Here is a 462-nt window from a genome sequence, read left to right as displayed (position 1 = left end):
GTGCCCGTCGAGCGAATGTTGATGGTGCCAGGCGATACCCTCTTCGGCGCACAGACGCTGAATGAACAAAAAGTCGCTTTCGCCGTACTGCGTGCAGTACTCACGAGGCTCACCGGCGGTGACATTGAACGTGAAGTCATCGGCCTGGATGCCATGCCCTTTGAGCACTTGCGCGATGATCTGCGGCACGGTCAGTTGCTGGAAAATCCGCTGGTCGTGGCTCAGTTGCAGATAATGCAGCGCCGGTACCAGTGTCAGTTCATAACGGGTCAGGCGCTGGCCTGATTCGCCGAGCATGACGTTTTCGATCCGCCCGTGAATGCCTTCGCCCGCTGATCCGAACTGCAGAAACGCAGGTTGGCTGAGCAAGCTTTCCAGATCGAAATCCGCGTGCTCGCTCACCAGCTCAAGGCGAAATGCGTACAGCTGACTGATGGCTTCGGTGCCCGTGAACGCGAGCAC

General features: G+C 58.2%; 1 protein-coding gene. It reads right to left on the bottom strand.

The window, feature by feature from the left end:
* On the bottom strand, positions 1–462 hold a 462-nt coding region (locus J5M71_RS28155; protein WP_279382401.1), incomplete at both ends, for a contractile injection system protein, VgrG/Pvc8 family.

This window comes from Pseudomonas sp. 43(2021), from assembly GCF_017490805.1.
GTDB lineage: Bacteria > Pseudomonadota > Gammaproteobacteria > Pseudomonadales > Pseudomonadaceae > Aquipseudomonas.
The sequence above is the reverse complement of the archived record's forward strand: the minus strand, read 5'-3'. Positions and strand labels throughout refer to the sequence as shown.